Source organism: Shinella sp. 1A1 (genome assembly GCF_055379515.1).
Genome location: NZ_AP039672.1, coordinates 1,124,364 through 1,149,309, shown reverse-complemented (window position 1 = coordinate 1,149,309; position 24,946 = coordinate 1,124,364). Strand labels below are relative to the sequence as shown.

Genomic DNA, 24,946 nt, shown 5'->3' with positions numbered 1-24,946 from the left:
AATTATCCTTTGTTCTTGAGCGGCTGGCCGGATGCGGCCGCCGCATGGGAAGCCGGGGACGCCGTCAGGCGGCGCCACCGGGCGGCGATCGGCATGGAAAGATGCCGGAGCGCGACGGGATCGCCGAGCGCCACCTTGAGGGCGGGCCCGAGCGAGCGGTTCTTGAGATGGCGGACGAGGGAGAGGAAGGCGCGGGCCTCTTCAAGGCTGCGCGTGCGGCGGCGCTGCGCCGCCATGGCCTCGCCCTGCAGCGGGAAGCGGGCGAGGAACCGCCGGTCGCCCGCAAGCATCGCCTCGACATGGTGGAGATGCAGCACGCGGGAGATCGAGGTCTCGCGGATATGGTAGAGATAGCCCGCCTCGGGCACGACCGCGCAACGCCCGCCGGCGGCGAGCACGGCGGCGAGCAGCAGGTAGTCCTCGCCGATCCTCAGCGCCTCGTCATAGGCGAGATGGTTGCCTTCGAGGAAGGCGCGATGGAAGACCGGCTTCATGTAGCCGAAATTGTGTGTGGCGCGGAAAATCCGGTTGGAATCGATGAAGGCCGGCAGCGTCAGGAGTGGCGATGCGGCGAGAAGGTCGTGAGGGAACATGCGCGTGATCCGGCCGTCGCCATGCAGCACGTCGAGATTGTCAACCGCCGCGACGGCGTCCTGCCTTTCGGCCGCGTCGATCATGCGGCGAAGGCGGTCGGGCCGCATCGTGTCGTCGGAATCGAGCACGGCGATCCAGCGGCCGCGGGCGGCGGCAAAGCCGGCATTGCGCGCGCCGCCGGGGCCCTTGTTGCTGTCGAGCGCAACGAGCCGCACGGCCGGCGCGCCGAGCGCGGCGACGGCCTCGCGCGTCGTGTCGGCCGAGCAATCGTCGGCGACGATCACCTCCACCGTCACGCCCTCCTGCGCCAGCGCGCTGCGGGTGGCGCGCTGGATGGTGTCGGCCGCGTTGTAGGCGGCGATGACGATGCTGACGTCGGGTTCCGTCATGGCGCCGTCTCCAGCTTGCCATAGGGCTCGATGGCGCGGGTGCCGAAAAGCCCGCCGACCGCGCCGGCATGGAGAAGGCCGCGCAGCAGGAAGCGGTTGCGGCGCACGGGCGAGAGGGCGAAGGCCGTGGCGCCGGCAAGGCAGGCCGTGCATTTCGCGGCGGCAAGGCCGGCAGCGCTCAACCGGGCGGCGCCCTCATGCCGCGCGGCGAGCAGCCGTCCATGGGTCTGGCCCATGCGCAGCCGGCGCCGGGCGAGCCAGGAGAAGCGGGCGCGGGCGGCGGGAACCGGCTCCTCCACCCAGGCATCCTCGGCAAAGGCGATGCGGCCGCCGGCCGCGTGGACGGCGGTGAAGAATTCGGTGTCCTCGCCGCCGCTCCGCCCGAGCGCGAGGTCGAAGCGGCGGCCGGCGATGGAGGGGGCGGCAAGGCGCATCAGCACGTTGCAGGTATAGCCGGTGCGGATTTCGCCGTTCACCCAGACGGGACGCGTGGCGTGGAAGTCGCCGCTGCGCATCCAGCCGGGTGTATCCGGCCCGTACAGCGCGCGCACCGGGCCGAGCACCACGTCGGCGCGGCTTCTTTCCGCCGCCGCGAGCAGCCGGTCGAGCCAGAGCGGGTCCACTGTCTCGTCGTCGTCGACGAAGGCGATGAAATCGGCGTCCGTATGGTCGAGGCAGGCATTGCGGGCGATGGAGATGTTGCCGGCCGGGCAATGCACATAGACGATATCCGTCGGCAGCAGCGGCACGGCGGCCTCGACGCGGGGACGGGCGCTCGGCTCCATGTCGTTGTCGGCGACGATGACGCCGAGGCGCACGCCGGCCGGAACGATCAGCTTCGAGAGCGAGGCGAGCGTCTCGCTCAGCGCCGGGCGGCGGAAGGTGCAGACCGCGATGTCGATGCGAAGCGGGGCCGTCATGCGAAGGCCCTCCGCTGGCGGATATCGAGCAGCTCGCGCCAGAAGCCGGCCGACCAGGCGAAATGCATGATCATGGCGGAGACCGCGGCAAGCGGGCCGTAGGGATTGCGCTCGCCGAGCGCCATCCACGCGCCGTAGCCCATGCAGGCTGCGGCCCAGAGCACGAAGGGCACGGCGGCGACCCAGGTGATCGCCGCTAGGAAGGCACCGGCGGCGACCGGGGCGACCATCAGCGGCAGGAGCTGGCGCAGGCCGGGGCGTGCGCGGTGCTTGAGGAGGTTGCGCGCCCGGCCGCGGCCATAGCCGAAATATTGCCGGAAGAGCGGCAGGGCGCTTGAGCGCGGGTAATAGACCATGCTGGTGCGCGCGGTCATCCAGACGCGATAGCCGGCCTGGTGGAGCCGGTAGTCGTATTCGGCGTCCTCGTTGGCGGTGAAGGTCTCGTCATAGCCGCCGACGGCGCGGAAGGCGGATATGCGCATCAGCGCATGGTGGCCGTGGTCCGCCCAGTGGCTTTCCGCGCCCGCCCGATGCTTGGCCCCGCCATTGCCGAGCACGGAATTCTGCGCGAAGGCGGTCGCCTTCTGGAAGGCGCCGAAGCCGACGGTCTGCATGGCGACGACGACGGAATCCGCCCTGGTCTCCAGCGCATCCTCCACCAGCACGCGGCAATAGTCGTGCGGATAGGTGCCATGCGCGTCGATGCGGATGAGATAGTCGTGCTCGACGCCGAAGGTGGCGACGGCGAGATTGATCGCGGCGCTCTGGATGCGCTTCGGATTGTCGAGCACATGCAGGTTCGGCACGGTGGCGGCGAGGCGGCGGGCGATGTCGCGCGTGCCGTCCGTGCTGCCGCCGTCGACGACGACGAGCGTCGCGTTGAGGTCGCAGAGCGTGGGTTCGAGATGGCGGACCAGCGGCTCCAGGTAACGCGCCTCGTTGAGGCAGGGAATCACGATCAGGCAACGCACGGATGCGGCGGCGTCAGCGGTCATGGCAATCCACCTTGTTTGCGGCGAGGGAGGGAAGGGGGCTGAACGCCGCCGCCTGCCCGGCCGGCCGGCGAAGGGCGGCAAGGCGCTGGACGAAGGCGGCGCAGTCGGCGCGGTCGAGCAGCCAGGGGCGCGCGCCGAGCCTGGCGAGATCGGCGTGCAGCGCCTCGTAAGTGGCGGCGTCGAAGCCGGCGAAGCGGCCGGCGAGGGTTTCGGGACGGTCGTCGGAAAGCGAAATGCCGATGCCGCGCTCGCGGGCGAGGCGCGCCGTCTCGGTTCCGTCGAGGACGATGGGCAGCGCCCCGTGCCGGCAGCCTTCATAGAGGCGGTTCGGCAGCAGCCACAGCGAGTTCCGGCCTTCCTCGAAGAAGTCGATGGCCCAGGTGAAATCGACCGCGCCATAGATGGCGGGCAGGTCTTCCGGGTTGCGGTAGGGGCCTTCGAAGCGGATGAAGGGCTCGCGGGCGACGCGGCCGTCGAAATCGTCGAATTCGGAATGGGCGGGCCGCCCGCGCAGCACCACTTCGAAGCGGCCCTCCATCCGCCGGGTGAAGGCGGAGAGGAGATCGAGCGACTTGCGGCAGCGGAGCGCGCCGAACCAGCCGATGCGCCAGGGTTCTCCCGCGGGGCGCGTGCGGACCGGAAGGCCGGCCTCGCCCTCGAGCTCCAGCACCTTGTTCTCCAGCAGGTGGAAGGGGGCGCGGATGCCGGAAAGCGGCTTGAAATAGTGCTCGATAAAGGCCGGCGAACTGGTGACGACAAGGCCCGCCTCGCGGCTGAAATGGCGCTCCGCCCCCCGCAAGGCCCGCCCGACCATGCCGTCGTGCAAAAGCAGGCGGTGAATGTCGAGGCATTCATAGGCGATGGGAGCGGCACCGAACAGGGCCGAGGCGCGGCCCGCCAGCGCCAGCATTTCGAGGTTGCGGGCGAGGATGATGTCCGGCTTCGGGATGCCGGCGAGCTTGCGGGAAAGCGTCGCCGCCGCGCCGGCGACCGCCAGGAGGCGCTGGCCGAAGCGGCCATCCTTCGTCGCGCCCAGCTGTACGGGCGTGACGCCCTCGACCTCGGCAAGCCGGTTCTCGCCGCGGTGGAAGCCGGCCAGCGTCACCGAAGCGCCGCCCGCCTGCAGCATCAGCACCCGCCGGCGCACGGCGGGATCGGAAAGATCGTGGACGAGATAGAGGACCTGAAGCATCGGCGCCGTCCGCTCAGTTCACGAGGCAGGCGATGGAGCCGTCGAACTGGCAGGGCTCGCCCTCGGCGGTGAAGGCGATGCGCTCCACCTCCATCGTCGTCGGCCCTGCGAAAGCGAAGCGGCCCATCCAGCCGGACAGCGTGTCGGTGCCCCAGAGCGACAGGAAGATTTTCTGCGCATGGGTGGGCAGCTTCGCAGCGTCCGTCACCTCCTGCACCAGCGTGCCGTTCACATAGTAGGCAAGGCGATGCTGCTGCCAGACGAAGGCATAGTCGTTGAAGCCGCCGTCGGCCCCGCCCGGAACGGGGACCAGCTTCTCGTTGCCGCCCTTGCCGGCGATATACTGGTTGACCTGCACGCGGGACGTATCCTTGCCGAGGACCTCGAAGTCGATCTCGTCATGCGGTTTCTTGTCGGTCGGGCCGATATAGCTGAAGAAGGCCGAGTTGAGGCCGGAACCCGTCGCCGACTTCATGCGCACCTCATAGGCGCCGTAGCCGTAGCGTTTCAGGGTCTGAATCTCGCCGCAGGTATATTGGCGCTCGCCGGCGGGCCTGGCGTCGAAGGAGAGCGCGAGCTTGCCGCCCTCCACCTTCACGGAATCCTTCGACCACGTGCAGTTCTGGTGCGCGCCGTTGTTCCAGCCGTCGGAGACGTACCAGCGGGACGTGTCGAGCTGGTCGAATTCCTCGACGAAGGACGTGCCGTTCGCACCGTCCTGGGCGGACAGGGGGCTTGCGGCGGCAAGCGCTACGAGAAGGGCAGGTGCCGTGAGGGTGATCTTCGGGGAAACGGTCATGGTCACCTCCTTTGGGCGATGGAACCGGCTGGCTCCATCTCCGGATGCGGGTGTCGTCCGGCCGCGGGCGGCTTGCGCTGGCCCGTGCGGCGGCCGGTGAGGATGGCGTGCAGCGCCGGCGCAAAGCGCCGCGTGGCCGCGTGGGTGGAAACGAGGATGGCAAGCGCAAGGGCCGGGCTTGCCGCATAGAACAGCGGGTAGTGGGCGATGCCGAGCCGGTTCCAGACCATCCAGAACAGGACGAGCAGCGGATAATGGCCGCAGAAGATCCAGAAGCTGAGCCCGCCGAGCCGCGCCAGCGCCTTTCCGGCGCGCGTGCGGATGAGCAGCGCCGAGAAGGCCCATGCGCCGAAGATGCCGGCGATGGCCGCAAGGCCGCGCAGCATGTCGAGCCAGGCCGGGAAATCCGGGCCATGGGCATAGAGCGCGGCCGACAGCCCCAGCGCCATCGCCAGCACGGCGAGCGTCACCGGCAGGGCGAAGCGGTCCATGCGGCGGATATCGATGCGGTGGAGGGCCATTGCGACGCCGAAGCTGAAGCCGAAGAGGATGGATTTCTTCAGGAAGATGCCGTTCGGCAGCGGCAGCACCGCATAGGCCAGCATCAGGGCGAGCGCGATGCGCGGATAGCGCAGGACCGCGAGCGCGATCAGCGGCGACAGGACGAGGCAGAGCAGCAGGTCACGCAGGAAATAGAGCGGGATGTCGATCGGCCAGCTCTCGACGGCGAGGCCGAGATTCATCAGCTCGCGCGGCGTGGCGTTGACGACATCGGGCAGGTAGCCGAAGCCGATGCCGCGCGACTGCGCGATATAGACGAGGGCGAGGAAGGCCGTGTTCCAGAGGAGGAAGGGCAGGAGGATGGTCGATGCCTTGGTGCGCAGCGTCCGGCGGTAATCGAAGGCCTCGATGCCGCGATGGAAGAGCAGGTAGCCGGAGATGGCGGAAAGGCACGGCACGCCGATGCGGAAGAGGCTGTCGGCGAGGAACACCCGTAGCCAGTCGAGCCCGCCGAACGTACCCGTATAGGGGCTCGTCGCCGGATCGTAGGGAACATGCACGAAGATGATCCCGGTGATCAGCACGATGCGCATCATGTTGATGCGTGCCGAAACGGTCGCGTCGATCTGCACGGTTCCGTCACCCCTCTGTTGGGCCGCCGGCGGGCGGCTTTCAAGCGAATGAGGCGTGAGCCCCGTGAAGAGGAGTTTGGGTGACGGGGCGGCGGAAAATATGGCGACGCAGCAAATTCATCCGCATGGCCGGTTGCATTGCAGCATATCGCGCGGAATTGCATGCCGGTGGAAATACACGCTCACATATGCGTGAGGGAAATGTGAAGACCTGCGCTTCAATACTTTGAAGCCTATTCGAAACTACTTATTTAATCGCAATTTATGGGTGAAGGTGTCGCCGAATTTTTTTGCCTTTGCCATGCCGATTCTCTGCGAGACTGCGGCAATTCCGGCCGGCGGGCCCCGAAATGGGGCAGGCTCAAGGCAGGCTGGCGACGGCGGAGGCGCGGGGACGGCGCACCATGTCGAGGAGCTTTCGCAGCAGCGGCCGCTCGGTGAGAAGGGTGAGGACCGCATAGATCACGCCGCCGAGTGCGATGCCGATGGCGACCTGCAGGACGGGATGGAAATGCGGCGCGAGATAGTGGTCGAGCGCGTAGCGCACGGCGAGCGCCATCAGCGCGGCGGTGAGCATGGGGCGGATCGAGCGATAGAAGCCGGACAGGAACGGCGTCCCGTCCGCCCGGAACACCACCTGCGAATAGCCGACGAGCACGACGGCATTGACGAGGCAGAGGGCGACCATCGCCTCGATGAGCGTGCCGCCATAGGCACCGTAAGCAACGGCGGCGGTGGTCGCCACCGCGCGGCCGACCGCCCACCAGAAGAGCGCCCCGCCATGGCCCGAGCCCTTGAGATAGGGGATGAAGGTGCTGCACGGCGTCAGCAGCCCCTTGGAGAGCGCCAGGAGGCCGAGCACCGGCCAGGCGGCCGCCCATTGCGGGCCGAAGAGCAGCAGCATCGAGGGTTCGGCCAGCGCCCAGAGGCCGAACATCATCGGCGCGAGCAGGAGCGTCGTCACCTGCGTGCTGAGCATCAGCGCCTGCGAGCGGCGCTCGCGGTCGTGCATCATCGCGCTGAAGGCGGGAAAGAGCACGCCCATGACGCCGGACAGCACCACCTGGTTGGGAATGCTGGAAAAGCGGTTGGCGGCGGAATAGGCGCCGGCATCGGCAAGGCCGAGGAAGCGCGAGATTACCACCATGGGCGACTGGAAGGTGACGAAATTGGCGACCTCCGAGCCCATCAGGCCGAGGCTGAAGCGCGTCAGCCGCACGACGCTCGTCGCATGGAAGTGAAAGCGCGGCAGGTAGCGTGAGACGAAGAAGAGACCGGCAAGCCGGATGACCCCGGCGACGAAGAGTTGGGCGACCAGCGCGAAGACGCCGAAGCCGGCGATGGCGAGGATGACCGCCGCAATGGCGGCGAGCGATTCGGAGATCATGCTCCACAGCGCGTCGCGGCTGAACTGCATGCGCCGGGCGACCAGCGCATAGGCGACGTCGCCGGCAAGCTGGAGCGGAATGAGCAGGCACATGATCCGGAGCAGCCAGGCCGCATCCGCCGCGCCGAACCAGCCGGCGAGCGGTTCGGCGAAGACATAGAGCCCCGCCGCCATCAGGCAGGCGAAGCCGAGATTGGCCCAGAAAACCGAGTGGATCGTCTCCCGTTCCTCCCTCGGTTCGAGGATGAGGGCGGAGGCGAGACCCGCCCCGCCGATCATGGCGAGGAACTGCACGACGGCGAGCGCGACGGCCACCGCGCCGAACTCTTCGGGCGTCAGGAGCCGGGCGAGAATGGGCACGGTGACAAATTTAAGCCCGAATGTGCTTGTCTTGGATAGGACGCTCCAGCCGACGTTTCGCGTTACCGACTTCGCGTTGACGGACTGGGACATGGGTGGATTCCGCTTCACAAAAGGAGCCTAGACGAGACGAAAAGCCTGCGCCGGAAACGGCCGCGCCCCGGTGGGAGGAGACCAGACGAACCTCTTTCTAGAGAAACCACAGGGACGAAAAGATGGCGAAGCTGACAGTTATCATCCCCTTCTACCAGAAGGAGCCGGGCATCCTGAGGCGTGCGCTCACGTCCGTTTTTGCTCAGGGATTCAACGACTTCGACGTCATTGTCGTCGACGACGAATCCCCCTATCCGCCCGATGGCGATCTGATCGACTTTTGCGAGGCGGAGCAGGCGCGCGTGCGCGTCATACGCCAGGAGAATGCCGGGCCGGGCGGCGCGCGCAACACCGGGCTGGACCACGTTCCGGCGGCGAGCGACTTCGTCGCCTTCCTCGATTCGGACGATACCTGGGCGCCCGATCACCTCGCCGTCGCCCATGCCGCGATGACGCATTTTTCCGCCGATTGCTATTTCGCCTCGATCACCGGGGGCGACGCCTTCTACTATCATTTCGGCGTCGAGGATCTCGAAAAGACGGAGGCGACGGTACGTCTCAACGACGATCCGCTGCTGATCGAGATTCCCGACCTCACGCAGGTCATGCTGAAGAACTGGAGCTTCCTGCACCTGTCCGCCATGGTCATCGCCCGGCCGGTCTTCGAGCGGGTGCGCTTCGACGCGGCGCTGAGGCTTGCGGCCGAGGACGTGCTGTTCTTCTGCGACTGCGTGCTCGCCGCGCGGCGGGTAGTGTTGAGCGGGTCGGCGGGCGCGGTGCGCGGGGAGGGGATCAACATCTTCCACGGCGTCGACAACGATTCGCCGCAGTTCCTGCGCCAGCAATTCAATACCTGGGTGGCGCTCGACCGGCTGGAGAGCCGCTTCGCCGAGCGACCGGCCGAGGTCGCCTCGCTGCGCTCCTACAAGCAGACGGCGCGCCAGCAGGCGCTCTGGAGCCAGGCGCGGCGCGTCAGGCACCGCAAGCTGCCGCAATTCGACATGCTGGCCCGCTGGGCGATGCGCGATCCGCGCATCCTCGCCAGCGTCCTCGGGCTTGCCGTCGGCAAGTTCTCCCGCTGAACTGACAGGAGGTTTGGATGAAGCCCTATTACTGGGAATCGCAGCACGGCAATTTCGGTGACGATCTCAATCTCTGGCTCTGGGATTTCCTTTTGCCGGGTTTCCGCGAGGCGCATGAGGACGTGCTGCTCGTCGGCGTCGGCACGGTGCTGAACAGCGCGCTCCTGCCGAAGGAGGGCCGCAAGCTCGTGCTCGGCAGCGGCTTCGGCTACGGCACGCTGCCGGATATGCGCGACCGGGATGTCTGGGACGTGCGCTGCGTGCGCGGCCCGCTGACCGCCGGAAAGGTCGGCGTGCCGGAGGAGCTTGGCATCGTCGATCCGGCGGTGCTGGTCGCCGACATGCCGGAATTCGCGAACCAGCCGAAGCGGCATAAATGCGCTTTCGTGCCCCATTGGGAATCGGCGGTGGCCGGGCTGTGGCCGGTCGTCTGCGCGACGGCGGGCATTCACTATATCGACCCGCGCGGCGAGGCGAAGGACGTGATCGGCGAGATCGCCGCCTGCGAGCTGATCATCGCCGAATCCATGCACGGCGCGATCCTCGCCGATGCCTTCCGCGTGCCCTGGGTGGCAGTCAGCACCTCGGCCAATATCAACGGCTTCAAGTGGCGCGACTGGGCCACGACGGTCGGCGTCGACCCGACCGCCCGGCGCATCCCGATCTCCACCCGCGCCGAGGCCATCATCAAGGGCGCCCGCTTCTGGGGCGTCGATTACGAGGGTGCGGAGCAGGCCGCAGGCCGCGGTGCAGTCGCCGTCGCGCAGGCCGCGCCCCGCTCCGGCCTGCGCAGCGCCGCCAAGCAGGTCCTCGCCGCGCCCTCGACGCTGGCTCTGTGGCAGGCGAGCCGGGCGGAGCCGCAGCTCAGCACGGATGCGCGTCTTTCGGAACGGAAGGCGCGGCTTTATGCGGTGCTGGAAGGCGTGCGGCGGGACTATCTCTGAGGAATAAGACGGGGCCCTTGAGGCACGACCTCGCCCCATCTCCTTCTCCCCGCTTGCGGGGAGAAGGAGGCAGAACGGCGCGGGTTTCCTTCATAGAGCAGGGCGGATTACCGCCCTGCGGGCAGCAGATAGCGCAATCCCTCCTGTGGCGCCGGTTCCGTGCGCATCCGCCTCCGCGCCGCGTCCAGCTTGTCGCGCAGGATGCCGCCGGCGATGGCGGGTAGGGCGGTGGGGTTCGCGGCGGCATAGGCCAGCGCCGCGCCTGCGCCGCCCTCGCGCTTGCGGTCTAGGAAATGGCGCAGCGCGTGGCGCTGGCCGACCTGGCGGCAGTGGCGGCGCATGGCTTCGGCTGCTTCCGAGGGCACGTTGCCGGCCGCGAGGATCGTGCGCTCGGCCTCGTGCAGCGCGGCGAGGTCCTTCGTCCGGTGCTGCCCGCTCAGTGAATCGGCGCGCACCACCGCGCCGTAGCCGCAGCTTTCGATGACGGTATAGCGCGCGCCGGCAAGGAGCGCCCGCACATAGAGCTCGTAATCCTCGCCGAGCCGCATGTCCTCGCGGTAGCGCAGGTCGTGGGCGTCGAGGAAGGCGCGGCGCATGACGGGTTTCAGGAAGCCGAGCTCGCCGCGCGGGGCGCCGCGGCGCGAGATGTTGCCGAGGATGAAGTCCCTCAGATCGAGCCGGCGCGGATGCGGCGGAAAGTCCTCCGGCTGCGGGGCCGTGTCGGCCTCCTGCATGAAGGCGATGTTGTCGGCGATGAAGTCCCAGTCCGGGCAGGCGAGCATGCGCCGGAAGCGGCCGGGGAAGAAGAAGTCGTCCGCGTCGAGGATGGCGATCAGCGGCGCGCGGGAAACGGCGATGGCGTGGTTGCGCGCGGCGGACGGTCCGCGATTGGCGCGGAAGCGGATGATGTCGAGCCGCCGGGTCGTGTCGTCGGCGGCGGCCGCGGCCGCCATGGTGCGGTCGTCCGAGCCGTCGTCCACCACCACGACCTCGTCGACTTCGGGCTCAGAGAGCGCCGAGCGCACGGCCCGGCCGATCGTCTTTTCCGCATTCTTGGCGGCGATGATGACGCAGACCTTCTCATCCTGGATCACGGCATACCTCTTTCATGCGTTTGCGCTGCAATGCAGCATGAAAGGTAAAGGGGGCACAAAAACGGCCTGCCGGATACGGCGGTCAGGGCTTGGAGTGGCCGGGCTCGTTCATCGAGACGGAGACCTTGGGTTTGGCCTTGTCGATATCCGCCTGGCGGGCCCGCGCGGCGCGGCGCACCAGAAAGAGCGTGGCGAGGAAATAGCCGACCTGGATGAGAACGCCGCAGACCACGGTGCGCAGCGCGGTGGTGGCGATGGAGCCCGTGCTGGCATAGCTGATCACGGCGAAGACGACGAGCGCGATCGCCATGCTCAGGAAGAAACGCGGCGCGTAGGCCGGGCTCTCCCGCCATTTCGTTTCGGGCGCAGGTTTCATCGGTGGGTCGCCTTCTCCTTCAGGCTCGCTCAGGACTATAGGGTGCGGCACGGGGCCGTGCAATCATCAGGATTAACCAGTGCGCCGCAGGGCTGTTCCGGTCCTTGTCCATTTGTGTTGCGCTTCCGTTAAGCCGGTTGTGGCCGCCGGGAGAATCGCGTCGGCCTCCTTCTTGCCGCGATTTCGTCACCGATGTCTGAAAATGCGCCGTATGGGCGAGTGCGCCTTTCGCGGCCGCAGCCGATGGGTTGCGGCTCCAGAATGGCCCGATCACACTTTGTTACAATATGAGCGATCCTGCATGGAAAAAATGTGCAGCGCAAGATAATATTGCACTGCAAAATAATGCCCTGTTTTCAGGTATCCATGCCTATCCCGGCCGCGCGTTGGCGGCGGGGTCCCGTATAGATACGTAAATCGGGTCATGGCTTGCCGTTCAAAAGAAGTGATCGGCGAGCGGCCAAACACAAAACCGCCGGCGGTTCAGGGGATTTCTTTTCGAAAGGCGCGATCCGTTACTTGGCGGATACTTTCATCCGAGAGATTTCCGGATATTAAGAATTTCTTAAATGCCAGGGATGGGCAAACAATTCAGCCGATCACGCTTCGAAAAACAAACTGTGACCATACACTCGGCATTGGATGTCGGAACGCGTCCGAGGGACCCGACCATATCGCAAATCCAATGGAGCCATCTCTATGAAGTCCGCGAGCAGATCGGCCAGTTCGCCGTTTTTCAGTTCGATCGCAACCGGCGCGCCGCCGGTAGGGGGGATATCGAAACGCAGTTTTGACATTCTGGTGGCGCTCGCCGCCCTTGTCCTGCTCAGCCCGATCTTCGTGCTGATCATGGCGCTTGTGAAATATTCCGACGGCGGCAGGGTCTTCTACGGCCATCGCCGCATCGGCTACAACGGATCGACCTTCCGTTGCCTGAAGTTCCGTACCATGGCGGAGAACGGCGATGCCCTTCTCCAGCGCTATCTGGACGAGAACCCGCAGGCGCAGGAGGAGTGGCGCGAGACGCGCAAGCTCCAGGACGATCCGCGCGTCACCGTGGTCGGCTCGGTGCTGCGCAAGCTCAGCCTCGACGAACTGCCGCAGCTCATCAACATCCTCAGGGGCGAGATGAGCATCGTCGGCCCGCGCCCGGTGGTGGAGGACGAGTTGGAGCTCTACGAGGCATCCGCCGTCTACTATCTGCGCAGCCGCCCCGGCCTCACCGGCCTCTGGCAGGTCAGCGGCCGCAACGACGTCTCCTATGCCGCCCGTGTCGCCTTCGACACGCACTATGTCCGCAACTGGTCGCTCACCTCCGACCTCGTCATCGTCGCGCGCACCATTCCGGCCGTGTGCCTGTCGCGCGGCAGCTATTGAAGAGAGGGGTCTTCATGAAGACGATCACCAAGACGGTATCGGCCGCCTTCACTGTCGCACTGCTGCTCGCCTCCGCCGCCTCGGCGGAGGAATACCGGCTCGGCGTGATGGACAAGCTGCGCATCCGCGTCGCCGAATGGCAGACCGCTGAGGGCGCGATCCGCGACTGGAGCGCCGTAAGCGGCGACTACAGCATCGGCGCGGACGGTGCGCTGTCCCTGCCCTTCATCGGGCAATTGCAGGCGGACGGGCGCACCGCCGCCGAGCTTTCCGTCGAGATCGGCAAGAAGATGCAGGTGCTCTTCGGCCTCAAGGACCTGCCCTCCGCCTCCGTGGAGATCGCCGAATACCGGCCGGTCTATCTCTCCGGCGAGGTGCAGACGCCGGGGGCCTATCCCTATGCGCCGGGGCTGACGGTGCTCAAGGCCGTCAGCTTCGGCGGCGGATTGCGCCGGGCCGATCCCGGCCAGCGTTTTGCCCGCGATTTCCTGCGCTCGGAAGGCGAGGCCGCCGTCTACGTCGCCGAACGCAATCGCCTGCTCATCCGCCGGGCGCGCATCGTCGCCGAGATGAGCGGGGCCAAGGACATCGAGATGCCGAAGGAACTCGAGAAATCCGAGGAGGCGCGCCCGATCATGGAGAGCGAGAAGGCGTTGATGACCTCGCGGGAAAAACGGCTGCGCCTGCAACTCACCGCGCTCGCCGACCTCAAGTCGCTGCTCGACAATGAGATCGGCTCGCTCGGCAAGAAATCCGAGACCCAGACCCGCCAGCTCGAGCTCGTCCACGGCGACCTTTCCAAGATGGATGCGCTGGCCGAGAAGGGCCTTGCCATCAGTTCCCGCCGCCTTGCGCTCGAACAGCGCACGGCCGATCTCCAGGCGGCTCTGCTCGACATCGACACGGCCACACTGAAGGCGCGGCAGGATATCAACAAGGCCGGGCAGGACGAGACGAACCTCCAGAACGACTGGGACGCCCAGCTGGCGCAGGAGCTGCAGAACACCGAGCAGGAACTCGACACGCTGGCGCTGAAGCTCGGCACCAGCCGCGACCTCATGTCCGAGGCGCTGATGCAGTCCTCCGATGCGGCTTCCTTGAAGGGCGGGCTTTCGGCCGCCAACATCGGCTATTCGATCCTGCGCACGGTCAAGGGCAAGGCCGAAGATATCCGCGCCACCGAGACGACGCCGGTCCTGCCGGGCGACGTCGTCAAGGTGGACGTCAACCTCCCCGCGACCCAGTAAAAGGGGGAGGCTTCGATGCGGATCGCCAAGGCGCGGCTGATCGGACCTGCCGGCAACGAGGCCTATGGCGTCGTCGCCGTGGCGCTCTCCTTCTTCGTCTTCGCCTATTCCTTCCGCTTCGGCCAGGCCTCGATCCTTGCCTATTACGCCCTGTGGCTGCCGCTCGTCGCGGTGGACTACAGGCGCGTGCTCGGCAATTACCGGCATTATCTCTGGATCTTCGCCTTCGCGCTCTTCGCCTGCCTGTCGGTCTTCTGGTCGCAGGCGCCGGGCGTCACCGCCCGCGCGGCGGTGCAGTACCTTTCCCATGTGATCTGCGCGCTGATCGCCATGCGCGTCGTCGATACGCGCATCCTGGTGCGCGGCGGGCTGGTCGGCACCGGGCTGGTGCTCGTCTTCTCGCTTCTCTTCGGCGTCTACCATCTCGATCCGCTCGACGGCACCTACAGCTTCGTCGGCGCCTTCGCCTCCAAGAATCAGCTCGGCTTCTACGCCTCGCTCGCCGTGCTCTTCGCCTTTGCCGCGCTCTTCCTCGGGGTGGAGCGCGGCGTCTGGAAGCTTGTCGCTGTCGGCGCCGTGCTCATCGCGCTCTATTGCCTGAAGGCCTCGCAATCGGCGACCTCCGTGCTGACGACCGCCGCCGTCGCCGGCCTCTGCCTCTCGCTCAGGGCGCTCGAAATGCTGGCGCCCTTCCACCGCAAGATGCTGTTCACGGCGCTCGCCGTCCTTATCGTACTCACCGGCCTTGCCGCCATCTATGGCGGCGGCTATGCGATGATCCTCGGCGCCTTCGGCAAGGATGCGACGCTGACGGGGCGAACCTATCTCTGGCAGCAGGGCATCGTGGCGGCGGGCGGCGCGCCCTTCGCCGGTATCGGCTACCAGGCGTTCTGGGTGCAGGGCTTCGCCGAGGCGGAGCGGCTGTGGGCGGACTTCTTCATCTCCACCCGCAGCGGCTTCCATTTCCACAACACCTTCATCGCCGCCACGGTGGAAACGGGCCTGATCGGCTGCTGCCTCCTGACCATGGTGCTCGTCATCACGCTTGCCGGCCATCTCGGCCGGCTCCTCTCGGCGGCGCGGGACGGCGAGGCATTGGTGCTCTTCACCGTCGCCGCGCTGCTCGCGGTGCGCACCTTCGTGGAGATCGACGTCCTCAATCCGTACCACGTCGGCTCCTTCCTCCTCTATTTCTCGGCCGGCAAGCTGGCCGACGGCCGGTGGAGAAGGGCGGCCTGGCCGCTGGCGCCCCGCCACCATGCGGTGCCCGCATGAGCGCCGGGCCGGCCAAGGGCCGGGGAATGCTCTACGGCATCCAGTATCTTCGCGCCCTCGCGGCGCTCGCCGTCGTCCTCTTCCATGCCGCCGAGCGCAGCGGCCATGCCTTCGCCATCGGCGCGGCGGGGGTGGATGTCTTCTTCGTCATCAGCGGCTTCATCATGTGGGTGATCGTCGAGCGGCGGCCGGTGACGGCGGGCCGCTTCCTCGCCGACCGCATCCGGCGGATCGTGCCGGTCTACTGGCTGGCGACGGGCGTCATGGTGGCCGGCGCGCTGGCCGGGCTCTTTCCCAATCTGGTGCTGACGGCCGGGCATGTCGCCGCATCGCTGTTCTTCGTGCCGGCCCGCTCGCCGAGCAGCGGCGAGATCTGGCCGGTGCTCGTGCAGGGCTGGACGCTCAATTACGAGATGTTCTTCTACGCCGCCTTCGCCGCCTGCCTCCTCCTGCCGGCGCGGCTGCGGCTTCCCGTCATGGCGACGGGCTTCTGCCTGCTGGTGGCGCTTGGCCTCGCGGTCGATAGCGACGCGCCGTTCTTCGTCACCTATACGCGGCCCATCATCCTGGAATTCGTGGCCGGCATGCTGATCGGGCGGCTGTGGCTTGCCGGGCGCGTGCCGGGCCGAACCGCGGCGCTTGGGCTGATCGGCCTCGGCCTTGCGGGTTTCGCAGTCATCGGCCTCTTCCGGCTGCCCTTCGACGAATGGACCTGCGGTCCGCTCGCCTGCATGCTGGTCTGCGGCACGGCGGCGCTCGACAGGCATGGCGGCATAGCGCGGTTCACCGTCCCCGCCATGCTCGGCGATGCGTCCTATTCGATCTATCTCTGGCACACCTTCGCGATCTCGGTCGTCGCGAAGATCGGGGCGAAGGCCGCCCTCCCGCCATCGTTCGTCCTCCTTCTGTCGGCTTGCGCCGGCGTCGCCGCCGGCATCTGCGCCTACCGTCTGGTCGAGCGGCCGCTCCTGCGGGCGAAGCCTGCGCCCCGGCCCGTGCCCGCATCCCTCGAAACGCCGTCGTGACGCGTTTCAGAGGAACAGGTGGACGATCAGCGAGGTCAGCACGGCGTTGAGCCCCATGGCGATCCCCGAGAACAGTCCCGCCACCGGGTCCACCGAATAGGCCCGCGCGGTGCCGATGCCGTGCGAGGTGAGCCCCACGGCAAAGCCGCGCGCGCTGTAGTCCCTGATGCGCATGGCGTTCATCATCGGCGTCACGATGATGGCGCCGCAGATGCCGGTGAGCACGACGACGGCAGCCGTCAGCGCCGGATCGCCCTTGAGGCCGGAGGAGATCGCCATGGCGACGGCAGCGGTGGTGGATTTCGGTGCGAGCGAGGCGACGACGGCCGGCGTGAAGCCGAAGAGATGGCTGAGGAAGACCGTCGAGCCCACCGCCGTCAGGCTGCCCATGAAGAGGGCGGCGAGCAGCGGCACGAGGTTGCTCTTGACCAGCGAAAGCTTCTCGTAGAGCGGGATGCCGAGCGCGACCGTCGCCGGCCCCATGAGGAAGTGGATGAACTGCGCCCCTTCGAAATAGGTGCCGTAGTCGATCCCGGCGACCAGCAGCACGATGGCGATGACGGCGATGGACAGCATGATCGGGTTCAGCAGCGGGTTGCCCGGGCTGAGGCCGGCAATGCCGTTCGCGGCCAGCCAGACGACCAGCGTGCCGGCGAGCCAGAGCAGCGGCGATGTAGCGAGATAGACCCAGAGCCCCTCAGTCATGGCCGTATCCTCCGACCAGCCGCTTGACGAGGATGAAGACCCAGACCGTCACCGCCAGCGTGATCACGGTGGACAGCAGCACGATGGCGAGCAGGGCGAAGCCCCGGTCGCGGATGAGGTCGAGATGCTGGATGATGCCGACGCCGGCCGGCACGAAGAGGATGCCGAGATTGGCGAGGATCGCCTTGGACGTGTCGACGGTCTGCCGGTGGGCGGGTTCCAGGAACGTCATGCCGCCGGTCAGCGTCAGCACCACGGCGACCATCGCCATGCCGATGACGGGTCCGGGCACGAAGCCGCCGAGGAAATAGGCGGATATTTCGCCAATCAACTGAAAAACAAGCAGGATCGTAATTCCGACGAGCATGGGCGCAACTCCGGAGCCCGCGCTTGACACGGGCGTTCAAACCATTTGTCCTCGTTCCAGGCGAACCGCGACGGTGCGCCTGCGGAGAGGATTAAATGGGTTCGGCCGTTAAATCCATGGCCGCATCGGGCCTTGCGGCCCGCGTTTCATTTCGGGAGTTCGCCATGTCGCAGTTCATCAACCGGCGCGAGGACGTCGTTACCGAGGCCATCGACGGGGCGCTCGCGCTTTCCGGCGGCACGCTTGCACGCCTCGACGGCTATCCGCATATCCGCGTGGTGCTGCGCAGTGATTGGGACAGGTCGAAGGTAGCGGTCGTCTCCGGCGGCGGCTCGGGCCACGAGCCGGCCCATGCCGGCTTCGTCGGGCGCGGTATGCTGACGGCCGCTGTCTGCGGCGACGTCTTCGCCTCGCCGAGCGTCGATGCGGTGCTCGCCGGCATCCTTGCCGTGACGGGACCGGCCGGCTGCCTGCTGATCGTCAAGAACTATACCGGCGACCGCCTGAACTTCGGCCTCGCCGCCGAGCGGGCGCGGGCGCAGGGGCTCGACGTCGCCATGGTCATCGTCGATGACGACATCGCCCTGCCGGACCTGCCGCAGGCGCGCGGCGTCGCCGGCACGCTCTTCGTCCACAAGATCGCCGGGGCGCTCGCCGAACGCGGGGCCGACCTCGAAAGCGTGGCGGCGGCGGCAAGGCGGGTTGCCGCGGCAACGCGCACGATCGGCCTGTCGCTCGGCACCTGCCGGGTGCCGGGTTCGCCGCGCGAGGAGCGCATTCCCGAAGCCAAGGCGGAGCTCGGCCTCGGCATCCATGGTGAGCCGGGCGTGGAGCAGATCGATTTTGCCGGCGCGCGGGGCGCCGTCGCGGTCATGGCGGAGCGCCTTGCCGCGGCGATGGGCGAGGGGCCGCATGTGGCGCTGATCAACAATCTCGGCGGCACCTCCGTCCTCGAAATGTCGGTGCTGGCGCATGACCTTCTCGCTTCCCCGCTCGGCGCGCGCATCGCGCATGTGGTCGGTCCCGCGCCGCTGATGACCTCGCTCGACATGCAGGGTTTCTCCCTCTCCGTCTTCCCGGCGGATGCGGCCGAGCTGGAGCTCCTGAAGGCGCCGGTCGCGATGCCGGCCTGGCCGGGCCTTTGCGAGGTGCACCCTGTCGCCGTGTCGCCCCTGCCGGCGGGCCTTGCACCGGTTGCCCCGGCGCCGTCCGAGGATGCGGCCACACGGGCCTTCCTCGTCGGCTGCTGCAACGCGCTGATCGCCGCCGAGCAAGACCTCAATGCGCTCGACGCCAAGTCCGGCGACGGTGACACGGGATCGACGCTGGCGGGCGCGGCCCGTGCACTGATAGCGTCGGTGGATCGCCTGCCGCTTGCCGACGAAAGCCGGCTTCTGCGCGCCATCGGGCAGGAACTCGGCCAGACGATGGGCGGATCCTCCGGCGTGCTGCTGGCGATCTTCTTCGCTGCAGCCGGCGATGCGGCTTCGGGCGGCGCCTCGCTGCATGGTGCGCTTCGCGCCGGGCTTTCGCGCATGCAGGAAGTCGGTGGCGCACGAATCGGCGACCGCACGATGGTGGATGCGCTTTCCCCGGCGCTGGACGCGCTGGACGCCGGCCTGCCTGCCGCTGCGGCCGCGGCGCGCAAGGGGGCGGATTTCACCGCGACGCTGACGCGGGCGAAAGCCGGCCGTGCGACCTATGTCAACGCCCGGCAGCTTGAAGGCCATGTCGATCCCGGCGCGGAAGCCGTCGCCCGGCTCTTCGCGCATCTTGCCGGCTGACCTGTCGTTTCAGTCTTCCGCCGAGGTGGCGGCGAAAACGGCGCGCTGGGCCTCGAAGGCGCGCCGGTAGGCCGGGCGCGCCTGGCCCCGGGCGAGATAGGCGGCAAGGTTCGGATGGTCGTCCAGAATGTCCGACCATGCGAGCCGCATCAGCACCGAGACCATCAGGAGATCCCCGGCGCTGAAGGCGCCTTCGAGCCATTCCGCCGCGCCGAGGCGTACGGAAAGCTGGCCGAGCCGGGTGCGCACGCGTCCTTCGAGAACGGCGCGGTGTTCCGGGTGCCATGTCTTGCCGCGCTCCTCGCGCACGGCGGTCTCCAGTTCGACGATCGGCGGCTCCATCGTGTTCAGCGCGGCGAATATCCAGGTGATGGCGCGCGCCCGGGCCTTCGCCTCGCGGGGCAGCAGGCCGGCATGGCGTTCGGCGATATGGAAGACGATCGAACCGGTTTCGAAGAGCGAAAGCCCCTCCTCCTCGTAGGTCGGGATCTGCCCGAAGGGATGAAGGGCGAGATGGCCGGGCTGCTTCATCGCCTCGAAGGAAAGAAGGCGGACATCGTAAGGCTGGCCGACCTCCTCCAGCGCCCAGCGGACGCGCATGTCGCGGGCGAGCCCCCTGCCGCGGTCGGGGGATCGTTCGAAGGCTGTGATGGTGATCGTCATCGGTGTTCTCCCTGGCTTGTGCATGGAAGACGGATGGCGGGGCGGGATTCCGACAGGCCGCCCGCGAAATCCGAACTAGTTCAGCCTGTGGCGGAACATCCACGCGGCGATCGGCATGGTGACGGCGGCGATGGCGACGAGGGCGAGCATGTCGGGCAGGAGGTCCGTGAAGCGGCCGCCTTCGAGATAGACGGCGCGGGTGATGCGGATCGCGTAGGTCAGCGGGTTGATGACGGTCACGTATTGCAGGACCGCGGGCATGTTCTCGGTCGGCGACATCAGGCCCGAGAGCAGCATGAAGGGCATCAGGAAGACGAAGGCGAGGATCATCGCCTGTTGCATGTTGCCGGCAAGCGAAGAGAGGAAGAGGCCGAAGCCGATGGCGGCGGCAAGGAACAGCGCAAGGCCCGCATAGAGCGTGAGGAAGGACCCCGCGAAGGGAATGCGGAACCAGAAGAGCGCGACGAGCAGGATCACCGAGGCCTGCGTGATGCCGACGAGCATGGAGGGCACGGCCTTGCCGATCATGATCTCGGTCGGCGTGAAGGGCGCCACCAGAAGCTGGTCGAAGGTGCCTTCCTCGCGTTCGCGGGCGACCGACATGGCGGTCAGCATCATCGTCATCATCATGGTGATCGTGCCGATCAGCGAGGGGATCATGCTCCAGCGGGTTTCCAGTTGCGGATTGAACCAGGCGCGCGTCGAGACCTTCACCCCGGCGGGCGCGATGCCTTTCTCCGAAAGCCAGGCGGCGGCGAAATCGCCGACGATGGCATTGGCATAGCCCTCGGCGATGCCGCTGGTGTTGGAGTTGCGGCCGTCCGCGATCACCTGGACGGGGGCCGGCGCGCCGACCTCGAGATCCCGCTCGAAGCCGTTGCCGATGACGACGACGACCAGCGCGCGCCGCGCGTCGAGAAGGGGGACGGCCTGATCGATCTGCGCGAACGTGCCCTGGCGCTGGAAGATGCCGGAGCCCTCCAGCTTCGCGACGAGCGCCACCGAGGCGGCGCTGCGGTCCTGGTCGACGAGGACATAGGGCACGCTGTTGAGGTCGTAGGTCGCGGCATAGCCGAAGATCAGGCATTGCAGGATCGGCGGCAGGAAGAGGCTCGCCCGGCTCTTCGGGTCCTTCAGGATGACGAGCAGTTCCTTGCGGATGAGCGTCAGGATGCGCAGGAGGGACATCGGCATCAGGCGATCCTCTTGCGGGTGAGGCGCACCGAAAGCGTCAGCAGCGCTGCCGCCATGCCGGCGAGCACGGCGGCGTTGGGCAGGATGACGCTCCAGTTGTTGCCGGAAAGGAAAAGGGTCTGCAGCAGGGTCACGAAGTAGCGGGCCGGAAAGATGTAGGTGATCATCTGGACGATCCAGGGCATGCTGCGCGGATCGTACATGAAGCCGGAGAGCATCATGGCCGGCAGGAAGGTGAGCAGCACCGTCACCTGGCTGGCGACGAACTGGCTCCTGGTCGCCGAGGAGATGACGAGGCCGAGCCCCAGCGCGACGAGCAGGTAGAGCATCGACACGATCGTGAGGATGACGAGCGAGCCGCGCAGCGGCACGCCGAACAGCAGCTTGCTGCCGACGACGCAGAGCGCAAGGCCGATCAGCCCTAGGGCGAAATAGGGTACGGTCTTGCCGAGCAGGATCTCGGCCGGGCGCACCGGCGTCACGAACAGCGCCTCGAAGGTGCCACGCTCCCATTCGCGGGCCATCACCAGCGCGGTGAGGAGGGCGCCGATCAGCGTCATCACCAGCACGATCAGCCCGGGCACGAGGAAGTAGCTGCTGTCGTTGGCCTCGTTGAACCAGAGGCGGGGCTCGACCGTGACGCCGCCCGCCGCCGTGCCGTTGCGCCCGGCCTCCTTGGCCGCCCAGACGGCGACCGCGCCCTGCGCGTAGCCGAGCGAGATGCGCGCCGTGTTGGCATCTGCGCCGTTGATGATGACCTGCACCTCGGCGGTGCCGAGATCGATGCTGCGGGCGAAATCGGCGGGGATGCGCACGATGGCCCGCACCTCGGCGCTCATCAGCATCTTCTCGGCCTCGTTCATCGTGCGTACGCTGCGGGTGGAGAAATAGGGCGAAAGCTCGAAGGCCGCGGCAACGCCCCGCGCCGGGGCGGAGCTTTCCTCCATGAGGAGCGCGACGGGCACGTTGCGGACATCGAGGTTGATGCCGTAGCCGAACAGGATAAGCAGCGTGACGGGCATGACGATGCCGATCGCGATGCTGCTGAAATCGCGCAGGAGCTGGCGTGTTTCCTTGCGGATCAGGGCCCGCGTCCGCCGCAGCAGGCCCGCAAGGCCGCCTGCCATGGAGCGGGGGGCGCTCATGCGGCCTTCTCCGTGCGCTTGCGGCGTTCCCGCTCGACGATGGCGATGAAGGCATCCTCCATGCTGGGCGCGGCGCCGGCTGTGGTGCCGGCCTGCTCGCGGATGTCGACCGGCGTTCCCTCCGCAAGGTTGCGGCCGGCATCGAGGATGATCACCCGGTCGCAGTATTCCGCCTCCTCCATGAAATGCGTGGTGACGATGACGGTCACGCCCTGTTCGGAAAGCGCGGTGATCCGGCCCCAGAACTGGCGGCGGGCGAGCGGATCGGCTCCGCTCGTCGCCTCGTCGAGAAAGAGGATGTCGGGTTCGTGCAGGAGCGCGGCGGCGAGCGCAAGGCGCTGCTTGAAGCCGCCGGGGAGCTGCCCGCTCGGCAAGTCGCGGAAGCGGTCGAGATCGAAGGCCGCCTTCAGCGTGGCGATCCTTTCTTTCTTGTGGCCGCCCCGCAGCCCGTAGGCGCTGGCGAAGAATTCGAGGTTCTCGTCCACCGTCAGCTGGCCGTAGAGCGAGAATTTCTGGGCGACGTAGCCGAGGCGTTCGCGCGCCTTCGCTCCGGCCTTGAGGAGATCGGCGCCGGCGACCTGCAACGCCCCGGAGGTGGCGGGCAGGAGGCCGCAGAGCATGCGGAAGGTCGTGCTCTTGCCCGCGCCGTTCGGCCCGAGAAGGCCGTAGACCTCGCCGCGCCGCACGCTGAAGCTGACATGGTCGACGGCGGTGAAATCGCCGAACATCCGCACGAGATCGCGCACCTCGACGACCTTTTCGCCGACCGGCTGCCCGGAGCCCGCCGCGAGCGCCGCCTGGTCCACATGTTCCCGTTCCCCCGCGACGCGGTCGAACAGCATCATGAAGGCATCCTCGAAGCGGGCTTCAGTCGGCTCCGTTTCGAGGGGCAGCCCTTCGAGCGCCAGCGGTTCCTCCATCTGCTCGCGCCGGCGCACCACGCGGACGCGGCCCGCTTCCGGCACGGCATCGACGACGCCGGGAAGCGCGAAGAGGCGCGCCTGCAACGAGCGGGCCGGCACGCCGTCCGGCCCCCGGACGAGAAAGCAGCAGCCCTCCGCCTTCGCCGTGATTTCGGCCGGCGGGCCTTCGTCGAGAATCTTCCCCGCATGCATCAGCACGGCATGCTCGCAGCGCTCCGCCTCGTCGAGATAGGAGGTGGCGACGACGACGGAGAGGCCATCCTCCCGGATCAGCTTGAACACGATCTCCCAGAGCTCACGCCGCGACAAAGGGTCGACGCCGACCGTCGGCTCGTCCAGCAGCAGCAGTTCGGGCGCGCGCACCAGCGTGCAGGCAAGGCCGAGCTTCTGCTTCATGCCGCCGGAAAGCTTGCCGGCCGGCCGCGCCTTGAACGGGCCGAGCTGCGTCATCTCGAAGAGGCGGGGATAGACCGTCCGGCGTTCCGCATGGGAAACGCCGTGCAGGTCGGCATAGAGATCGAGGTTTTCCTGCACGCTCAGGTCTTCGTAAAGGCCGAAGCGCTGCGGCATGTAGCCGATCCTGTCCTGCACGGCCTGCGGGGCGGCGGTCACGTCGAGGCCGACGACCTCGAGGCTTCCGCCGTCCGGGGCGATCAGCCCGCTTGCCAGCCTCAGAAGCGTGGTCTTGCCCGCGCCGTCGGGGCCGACAAGCGCCGTCAGCGTGCCCTTGCGGATCGCGAGAGAGATGCCGTCAAGCGCCTCCACGGTCTCCTTCGTTTCCCGCTGGAAGCGCTTGCGGAGGTCATGCGCGGCGAGACAGAGCGGACGGTCCTCCATGGCGGCTCATCCTTCCTGCCCTGGCCGGACGGTGGCGGGCATGCCGAGGCGCAGCACGTTGTCGGGGTCATCGACGAAGACGCGCACCTCATAGACGAGGCTAGTGCGCAGTTCCTCGGTCTGCACGGTCTTGGGCGTGAATTCCGCCACCGAGGAGATGAAGCCGATCCAGCCCGGGATCGTTCGGCCGGGCAGGGAATCGACCAGGACTTCCGCCTTCATGCCGGGCTTGATCCGGCCTAGCTGCATGTCCGAGACATAGGCGCGCACCCATTTCGGGCTGTTGGTGGCCAGCGAGAAGGCGGCGCGCGTCGGCGAGGCCATTTCGCCCGGCTCGATCAGCCGGGAGCGCACGGTCGCATCGGCCGGAGCCTTGAGGTCGGCATCGTCGAGCTCCGCCCTTAGGAACGCGACCTGCGCCTCGGCGGCCCGCAACTGGGCGGCGGCCTGCTGGATGTCCTCGGCGCGCGTGCCGGCGACGAGGAGGTCGAGCGCCTTGCGGCTGGCATCCACCTTCGCCTCCGCCACCGCCGCGGCGGAGCGGGCATTGTCGAGCGCCTGCTGGCTGACGGCGGCGCGGGGAACGAGCGCGCTCTGGCGCTCCAGTTGCAGGCGGGCATTGGCCGCTTCCGCCTCGGCGGCGGCGAGATTGGCGCGCGCCTGCGCGATCTCCTCCGGCCGGTTGCCGTTCTTCAGGCGGGTCAGGTTCGCCTGCTGGGCCTCGACTTGCGCCACGGCCTGGTCGATCTGCGGACGGATCCTGCCGGTGTCGAGCCGGGCGATGACCTCGCCCTTCTTCACGGCCGCGCCTTCCTCGACGAGCACCTCGGCGACCGGCCCGTTGCCGTTGAAGGCGAGCGTCACCTGGCGGAAATCGACATTGCCGTAAAGGACGAGTTCGGTCGGGCCGCTGTCGCGGTGCCGGTACCACCAGGCGCCGGCGGCAAGGGCGGCGAGAAGGAGGACGATGAGGAGGATGCGCTTCATGCCGGTTCGACTCCGCGGGTGCTCCTGGGGCGAGCCCTTCCAGCTAAGGACGATCGGAA

The 24,946-nt window shown here is 67.6% G+C and carries 23 protein-coding genes; 7 read left to right on the top strand and 16 right to left on the bottom strand.

Annotated elements, in window-relative coordinates:
* Window positions 1-2: 2 nt before the first annotated feature.
* From ACZ48C_RS22110 to ACZ48C_RS22080, 7 genes are all read right to left on the bottom strand, one after another.
* Complete coding sequence (locus tag ACZ48C_RS22110; RefSeq protein ID WP_464782987.1) at window positions 3-983, bottom strand: glycosyltransferase family 2 protein; 981 nt, start codon at window positions 981-983, stop codon at window positions 3-5.
* On the bottom strand, window positions 980-1,903 hold the full coding sequence (locus ACZ48C_RS22105) for a glycosyltransferase family 2 protein (protein ID WP_464782986.1): 924 nt from the start codon (window positions 1,901-1,903) through the stop codon (window positions 980-982). The genes ACZ48C_RS22110 and ACZ48C_RS22105 overlap by 4 nt, the downstream gene beginning before the upstream one ends.
* A complete protein-coding gene (locus tag ACZ48C_RS22100) occupies window positions 1,900-2,898 on the bottom strand; it encodes a glycosyltransferase family 2 protein (protein WP_464782985.1) in 999 nt (332 codons plus the stop codon). Before ACZ48C_RS22100 ends, ACZ48C_RS22105 begins: the two co-directional genes overlap by 4 nt.
* The gene (locus ACZ48C_RS22095) at window positions 2,888-4,090 is read right to left on the bottom strand and encodes a glycosyltransferase family protein (protein WP_464782984.1); all 1,203 of its coding nucleotides are present in this window, start codon (window positions 4,088-4,090) and stop codon (window positions 2,888-2,890) included. The genes ACZ48C_RS22100 and ACZ48C_RS22095 overlap by 11 nt, the downstream gene beginning before the upstream one ends.
* 13 nt (window positions 4,091-4,103) lie before the next feature.
* On the bottom strand, window positions 4,104-4,889 hold the full coding sequence (exoK, locus tag ACZ48C_RS22090) for an endo-1,3-1,4-beta-glycanase ExoK (protein ID WP_464782983.1): 786 nt from the start codon (window positions 4,887-4,889) through the stop codon (window positions 4,104-4,106).
* Window positions 4,890-4,891: 2 nt separating this feature from the next.
* A complete protein-coding gene (locus ACZ48C_RS22085) occupies window positions 4,892-6,022 on the bottom strand; it encodes an acyltransferase family protein (protein WP_464782982.1) in 1,131 nt (376 codons plus the stop codon).
* 361 nt (window positions 6,023-6,383) lie between these two features.
* Window positions 6,384-7,862 (bottom strand): lipopolysaccharide biosynthesis protein, encoded by a 1,479-nt coding sequence (locus ACZ48C_RS22080; protein ID WP_464782981.1) that lies wholly within the window; start codon window positions 7,860-7,862, stop codon window positions 6,384-6,386.
* 122 nt (window positions 7,863-7,984) lie between these two features.
* Here ACZ48C_RS22080 and ACZ48C_RS22075 point away from each other — a divergent pair, with 122 nt between their 5' ends.
* Both ACZ48C_RS22075 and ACZ48C_RS22070 read left to right on the top strand, forming a co-directional pair.
* A complete protein-coding gene (locus ACZ48C_RS22075) occupies window positions 7,985-8,944 on the top strand; it encodes a glycosyltransferase family 2 protein (protein WP_464782980.1) in 960 nt (319 codons plus the stop codon).
* Between the two features lie 17 nt (window positions 8,945-8,961).
* On the top strand, window positions 8,962-9,888 hold the full coding sequence (locus ACZ48C_RS22070; protein ID WP_464782979.1) for a polysaccharide pyruvyl transferase family protein: 927 nt from the start codon (window positions 8,962-8,964) through the stop codon (window positions 9,886-9,888).
* Between the two features lie 107 nt (window positions 9,889-9,995).
* Here ACZ48C_RS22070 and ACZ48C_RS22065 read toward each other — a convergent pair whose 3' ends face one another.
* Together ACZ48C_RS22065 and ACZ48C_RS22060 are read right to left on the bottom strand one after the other, a co-directional pair.
* On the bottom strand, window positions 9,996-10,982 hold the full coding sequence (locus ACZ48C_RS22065; protein WP_464782978.1) for a glycosyltransferase family 2 protein: 987 nt from the start codon (window positions 10,980-10,982) through the stop codon (window positions 9,996-9,998).
* An 82-nt stretch (window positions 10,983-11,064) separates the two neighbouring features.
* Window positions 11,065-11,358: an exopolysaccharide production repressor protein gene (locus tag ACZ48C_RS22060; RefSeq protein WP_464782977.1), complete on the bottom strand. Its 294-nt coding sequence runs from the start codon at window positions 11,356-11,358 to the stop codon at window positions 11,065-11,067.
* 699 nt (window positions 11,359-12,057) lie between these two features.
* Between ACZ48C_RS22060 and ACZ48C_RS22055 the strand changes: the two genes are divergently transcribed.
* From ACZ48C_RS22055 to ACZ48C_RS22040, 4 genes are read left to right on the top strand one after another with little or no spacing between them, the layout of a single operon-like run.
* Window positions 12,058-12,735, top strand: coding sequence for a sugar transferase (locus ACZ48C_RS22055; protein ID WP_464782976.1), 678 nt, complete (start codon window positions 12,058-12,060; stop codon window positions 12,733-12,735).
* A gap of 14 nt (window positions 12,736-12,749) precedes the next feature.
* Window positions 12,750-13,982: a polysaccharide biosynthesis/export family protein gene (locus ACZ48C_RS22050; RefSeq protein ID WP_464782975.1), complete on the top strand. Its 1,233-nt coding sequence runs from the start codon at window positions 12,750-12,752 to the stop codon at window positions 13,980-13,982.
* A 15-nt stretch (window positions 13,983-13,997) separates the two neighbouring features.
* Window positions 13,998-15,257 (top strand): O-antigen ligase family protein, encoded by a 1,260-nt coding sequence (locus tag ACZ48C_RS22045; protein WP_464782974.1) that lies wholly within the window; start codon window positions 13,998-14,000, stop codon window positions 15,255-15,257.
* Complete coding sequence (locus ACZ48C_RS22040) at window positions 15,254-16,282, top strand: acyltransferase family protein (RefSeq protein WP_464782973.1); 1,029 nt, start codon at window positions 15,254-15,256, stop codon at window positions 16,280-16,282. Before ACZ48C_RS22045 ends, ACZ48C_RS22040 begins: the two co-directional genes overlap by 4 nt.
* A gap of 6 nt (window positions 16,283-16,288) precedes the next feature.
* On the opposite strand, the gene ACZ48C_RS22035 is transcribed toward ACZ48C_RS22040, so the two are convergent.
* A complete protein-coding gene (locus ACZ48C_RS22035) occupies window positions 16,289-16,987 on the bottom strand; it encodes an LrgB family protein (protein ID WP_313193845.1) in 699 nt (232 codons plus the stop codon).
* Window positions 16,980-17,354: a CidA/LrgA family protein gene (locus ACZ48C_RS22030; protein WP_464782972.1), complete on the bottom strand. Its 375-nt coding sequence runs from the start codon at window positions 17,352-17,354 to the stop codon at window positions 16,980-16,982. Before ACZ48C_RS22030 ends, ACZ48C_RS22035 begins: the two co-directional genes overlap by 8 nt.
* A 164-nt stretch (window positions 17,355-17,518) precedes the next feature.
* Here ACZ48C_RS22030 and ACZ48C_RS22025 point away from each other — a divergent pair, with 164 nt between their 5' ends.
* A complete protein-coding gene (locus ACZ48C_RS22025; RefSeq protein ID WP_464782971.1) occupies window positions 17,519-19,138 on the top strand; it encodes a dihydroxyacetone kinase subunit DhaK in 1,620 nt (539 codons plus the stop codon).
* Between the two features lie 9 nt (window positions 19,139-19,147).
* On the opposite strand, the gene ACZ48C_RS22020 is transcribed toward ACZ48C_RS22025, so the two are convergent.
* From ACZ48C_RS22020 to ACZ48C_RS22000, 5 genes are all read right to left on the bottom strand, one after another.
* Window positions 19,148-19,801 (bottom strand): glutathione S-transferase family protein, encoded by a 654-nt coding sequence (locus ACZ48C_RS22020; protein ID WP_464782970.1) that lies wholly within the window; start codon window positions 19,799-19,801, stop codon window positions 19,148-19,150.
* Window positions 19,802-19,876: 75 nt separating this feature from the next.
* On the bottom strand, window positions 19,877-20,995 hold the full coding sequence (locus tag ACZ48C_RS22015; protein ID WP_464782969.1) for an ABC transporter permease: 1,119 nt from the start codon (window positions 20,993-20,995) through the stop codon (window positions 19,877-19,879).
* Window positions 20,995-22,140: an ABC transporter permease gene (locus ACZ48C_RS22010; RefSeq protein WP_464782968.1), complete on the bottom strand. Its 1,146-nt coding sequence runs from the start codon at window positions 22,138-22,140 to the stop codon at window positions 20,995-20,997. Before ACZ48C_RS22010 ends, ACZ48C_RS22015 begins: the two co-directional genes overlap by 1 nt.
* Window positions 22,137-23,900 carry an ATP-binding cassette domain-containing protein gene (locus ACZ48C_RS22005; RefSeq protein WP_464782967.1) on the bottom strand — a complete coding sequence of 588 codons (1,764 nt, stop codon included), beginning with the start codon at window positions 23,898-23,900 and terminating at the stop codon, window positions 22,137-22,139. Before ACZ48C_RS22005 ends, ACZ48C_RS22010 begins: the two co-directional genes overlap by 4 nt.
* Window positions 23,901-23,906: 6 nt before the next feature.
* A complete protein-coding gene (locus tag ACZ48C_RS22000) occupies window positions 23,907-24,887 on the bottom strand; it encodes an HlyD family secretion protein (protein ID WP_464782966.1) in 981 nt (326 codons plus the stop codon).
* Window positions 24,888-24,946 lie beyond the last annotated feature (59 nt).